6 protein-coding genes are annotated in these 4157 nt (G+C 69.6%); all 6 read left to right on the forward strand.

From position 1 onward, the window contains the following. On the forward strand, positions 1-636 hold a 636-nt coding region (locus I73_RS20675), incomplete at its 5' end, for a cytochrome ubiquinol oxidase subunit I (RefSeq protein WP_022982364.1). Position 637: 1 nt separating this feature from the next. Beyond that, the gene (gene cydB, locus I73_RS20680; protein WP_022982365.1) at positions 638-1774 is read left to right on the forward strand and encodes a cytochrome d ubiquinol oxidase subunit II; all 1137 of its coding nucleotides are present in this window, start codon (positions 638-640) and stop codon (positions 1772-1774) included. A 62-nt stretch (positions 1775-1836) separates the two neighbouring features. Continuing rightward, positions 1837-1953, forward strand: coding sequence for a cytochrome bd-I oxidase subunit CydX (cydX, locus tag I73_RS31925; RefSeq protein ID WP_022982366.1), 117 nt, complete (start codon positions 1837-1839; stop codon positions 1951-1953). Positions 1954-2259: 306 nt separating this feature from the next. Then, positions 2260-2553 (forward strand): hypothetical protein, encoded by a 294-nt coding sequence (locus tag I73_RS29515; protein WP_051049307.1) that lies wholly within the window; start codon positions 2260-2262, stop codon positions 2551-2553. Positions 2554-2611: 58 nt separating this feature from the next. Further along, positions 2612-3070 (forward strand): nickel-responsive transcriptional regulator NikR, encoded by a 459-nt coding sequence (gene nikR / locus I73_RS20695; RefSeq protein WP_022982367.1) that lies wholly within the window; start codon positions 2612-2614, stop codon positions 3068-3070. A gap of 153 nt (positions 3071-3223) precedes the next feature. Then, positions 3224-4060, forward strand: coding sequence for a nickel transporter (locus I73_RS29520; protein WP_022982368.1), 837 nt, complete (start codon positions 3224-3226; stop codon positions 4058-4060). Positions 4061-4157: the final 97 nt, after the last annotated feature.

The raw sequence follows: 4157 nt of genomic DNA on the forward strand, positions 1-4157 counted from the left end.
GTGGCGGTCAAGACCCTGGAGGCCCTGCGCCTGGACCCGCGCAACCCGGTGCTGCAGGCGCAGTTCAAGCCGCTGCAATCCGACCTGGGCTATGGCCTGCTGCTGAAGAAGTATGTGGCCGATGTGGCCCAGGCCACACCCGAGATGAAGGCCCGCGCGGTGGACGACGCCATCCCGGCGGTGGCGCCGATGTTCTGGACCTTCCGCATCATGGTGGCCATCGCCTTCTGGATGCTGGCCCTGATCGCCACAGCCTTCTGGACCGCCGCGCGCAACCAGATCACCCACCGCCGCTGGCTGCTGCGCTGGGCGGTATGGACCCTGCCCCTGCCCTGGGTGGCCTGCGAGATGGGCTGGTTCGTGGCCGAATTCGGCCGCCAGCCCTGGACGGTCTACGGCGTGCTGCCCACCCACCTGTCCACTTCGGCACTGGACAGCGGCGCGGTGCTGGGCTCCCTGATCGGCTTCGTCGGCTTCTACACCCTGCTGCTGGTGGCTGAGCTGTACCTGATGTTCAAGTACGCCCGCCTGGGCCCGAGCAGCCTGGGCGCCACCCGCCTGGCCCCGCCCGATCGCCACGGTGGCGGACGGCTGCATGCCGAGCCGGCCCTGCCCCACGCTTTCAAGGAGATCTGAGATGCTGGACTACGAGACCCTCAAACTCGTCTGGTGGCTGCTGGTGGGCGTGCTGCTGGTGGGCTTTGCCGTGATGGACGGCCACGACATGGGCGTGGGCGCATTGCTGCCCTTCGTCGGACGCAGCGACAGCGAACGGCGCGTGGTGATCAACACCGTCGGCCCGCACTGGGATGGCAACCAGGTGTGGTTCATCACCGCTGGCGGCGCCATCTTCGCCGCCTGGCCGCTGGTCTATGCCACCGCCTTCAGCGGCTTCTACTGGGCGCTGCTGGCGGTGCTGTGGGCGCTGTTCTTCCGTCCGGTGGGCTTTGACTACCGCAGCAAGGTGGCCCACCCCACCTGGCGCACAGCCTGGGACTGGGGCCTGTTCGTCGGTGGCGCGGTGCCGGCCCTGGTGTTCGGGGTGGCCTTCGGCAATGTGCTGCAAGGCGTGCCCTTCTACTTCGAGGACCGCATGCTGCCCGTCTACACCGGCAGCTTCTGGGCCCTGTTCAACCCCTTCGCGCTGGTCAGCGGCGTGGTCAGCCTGAGCATGCTGCTGTTCCACGGCGCCACCTACCTGCAGCTGCGCACCGAAGGGGTGATCGCCCAGCGCGCGCGCAAGGCCGCCTTCCTCTTCGGCCTGCTGACCCTGGTGAGCTTTGCGCTGGGCGGCCTGCTGGTGTCCCACCTGGATGGCTACCGGCTGGACGGGCCGCTGGCCGTGGGGGAGGCCCTGTCCCCCCTGGGCAAGACCGTGGTGCGCGCGCCCGGGGCGGCGCTGGCCAACTTCGCTGCGCAGCCGCTGCTGTGGGCGGTACCGGGCCTGGCCCTGGCCGGCCTGGCCCTGGGGCTGCTGGCCTCGGCCGCGCGGCGCCCCGGCCTGGCCTTCATCGGCACGGGGCTGTGCTGCGCCGGGGTGATCTTCACCGCGGGCGTGGCGCTGTTCCCCTTCGTGCTGCCCTCCAGCAGCCACCCCGGGCACAGCCTGACGCTGTGGGACTGCGTCTCCAGCCACCGCACGCTCAACATCATGTTCTGGGTCGCCCTGGTCATGACCCCCATCGTGCTGAGCTACACCGCCTGGGCCTACCGCGTGATGCGCGGCAAGGTCACGGTGGCCCATGTCGAACAACACGGGCAGGCCCTGTACTGAGCCGCCCATCCCACCTTCCATTCATTCAAGACGGGCCCACGGGCCCGAGCAAAGGACTTCCCATGTGGTACTTCAGCTGGATGCTGGGCACCGGTCTGGCCGTTCTCCTGGCCGTCGTCAACGCGCTGTGGCTGGAACACCAGTACGCCGCCGAACCCCCGGCCCCGCCAGCGGCCTGAGCCGAGGAGCCGCCTCTGTGGGACAGGGGCGGCGTGATCGATGTGCCCTCTCTTGACGCCGTCCGGCGGTCGAGGGGAACATGGTCTGATGGGGTCACCCCACCACACCCACAGAAAGGCATCGACCATGGACCGCCGCCAACTCATGACCACCACCGCGGGCGCCCTGCTGGGCGCCGCTGCCACCCGCACGGCCCTGGCGGCCCAGGACGGCGGCGGTGCCATGCATGACCACAGCCACCACATGATGGCCATGCCGGCCCCCGAGCCCGGCCGGGAAGCCCGCCTGGTCGGCCCGCTGCAGACTTGCCAGCGGCCTCCCTGGCCTGCATCGCCCACTGCCAACAGCTGCTGGCCCAGGGCGACACCTCGCTCAGCCCCTGCCTGAAGGCAGCGCTGGACGTGAACGCCGTGACGGAAGCCCTGCTCAAGCTGGCGGGCTGGTCCTCGACCCAGGCCGCGCCGCTGGCCAAGGCCTCGTTGCCGGTCTACCTGGCCTGCGCGGACGCCTGCAAGGAACACGCGGCCCACCACGCCCAGTGCAAGGCCTGCCGCGAGGCCTGCCTGGCCATCATCGCTGCCGTCCAGGCGATGGGTTGAAGCGGCCTGCTGGGCAGGCTCTGCCAAACTTGCGGCTCCTCTTTTGCCGCGAGCCCCCATGAAACGCCTGACCATGTCCCTGGACGACGACCTGGCCGATGCCTTCGAGGCACTGGTCGCGGCCCGGGGCTATGCCAACCGCTCCGAAGCCTTCCGGGATCTGCTGCGGGCCGACCTGGGCGGCCTGCGCGAACAGAGCGCGCCCGAAGGCCCCTGCGTGGCCACGCTGAGCTACGTCTACAACCACCACCAGCGGCAGCTGGCCATGCGGCTCACCGATCTGCAGCACGACCACCACGAGCTGACCGTCTCCACCACCCACGCCCACCTGGACCACGACCACTGTGTGGAGGTCGTGATCCTCAAGGGGCCCACCCAGGCGGTGCGGGTGTTCGCCCAGTCGGTCCTGACCCAGCCCGGCGTCAGCCATGGCGCACTGCATGTGATCCCGATGACCGAGCACCATGGCCATGGGCACGCCCATCTGGGGCCCGCCACCGGAACGCACGGCGGCTGATCAGACAGCTTCCTCTTGCGCGGCGCAACGGCAAGCCACTTGCCACAGGAACAGGGCTGAGCACCACTGCGCTCACTCGGTGCAAAGCCGAGCTTCAGGGATGGCACGCTTCTTGTATGAAGTTTTCTATAATTTTCATACAGGAGACACGCCGTGACCGATCTTCCCACCGACTGGGGCGCCCTGTGCGCCATCGTGCTGCTGCTGGGCATGCGCCACGGCTTTGATGCCGACCACCTGGCCACCATCGATGGCCTGACCCGGCTGAACCAGCGCCGGCAGCTGGGCTGGGCGCGCTACTGCGGTGCCCTGTTCTCGCTGGGCCATGGCGTGGTGGTGATGCTGATCGCCGCCTTCGTCGGCGTGGCGAGCACCCATTGGGACCCGCCGCAATGGTTGGACCTGTTCGGTACCTGGGTCTCCATCGCCTTCCTGATCGGCCTGGGGCTGGTGAACCTGCGGGCCGTGCTGCGCGCCGCCCCGGGCGAGGTAGTAGCGCCGGTGGGTTGGAAGACGCGCTGGCTGGGCCGCTGGACCCAGGCCCGCCACCCGGCCAGCGTGGCCGGCGTGGGCGTGCTGTTCGCCATCTCCTTCGACACCGTCAGCCAATCGGCCCTGTTCGCCGCCACCGCCACCCAGTTCGGTGGCCTGGGCCGGGCGCTCACGCTGGGCGTGCTGTTCATCGTGGGCATGCTGATCACCGACGGCCTGAACGGCTGGTGGATCTCCCGCCTGATCGCCCGCGCCGACGAGGTGGCCGCGCTGGCCTCGCGCATCATGGGCGCGGCCGTGGGCAGCGTCAGCCTGCTGATCGGCCTGCTGGGCCTGGCCAAGCTGCTCTCGCCGGCCATCGACGCCTGGTCCGATGGGCAGGAGCTGGCGCTGGGCGCCCTGGTCGTGCTCACCCTGCTGGGCGGCTACGGCCTGGCCCGCATGGTGGTGGCCCATCGCGCCAGCCGGGCTTCGGCAGCGCAGACACCGCGCGCCTGAGCCCCCGCTGATCCCATCTTCTGCCAAGACGGCTGTGCGGCCCCCGCTGCACGGCAGGCCTTGTCACGTCTTCATCTTCCCGCTGGCACGCGAAACA

The sequence above is a fragment of the Ideonella sp. B508-1 genome (assembly GCF_000333615.1).
Taxonomy (GTDB): Bacteria; Pseudomonadota; Gammaproteobacteria; order Burkholderiales; family Burkholderiaceae_C; genus Ideonella.

Coding starts and splice junctions, on each gene's coding strand:
- cydB (WP_022982365.1), top strand. CDS start 638: ATGCTGGACTACGAGACCCTCAAACTCGTCTGGTGGCTGCTGGTGGGC.
- cydX (WP_022982366.1), top strand. CDS start 1,837: ATGTGGTACTTCAGCTGGATGCTGGGCACCGGTCTGGCCGTTCTCCTG.
- nikR (WP_022982367.1), top strand. CDS start 2,612: ATGAAACGCCTGACCATGTCCCTGGACGACGACCTGGCCGATGCCTTC.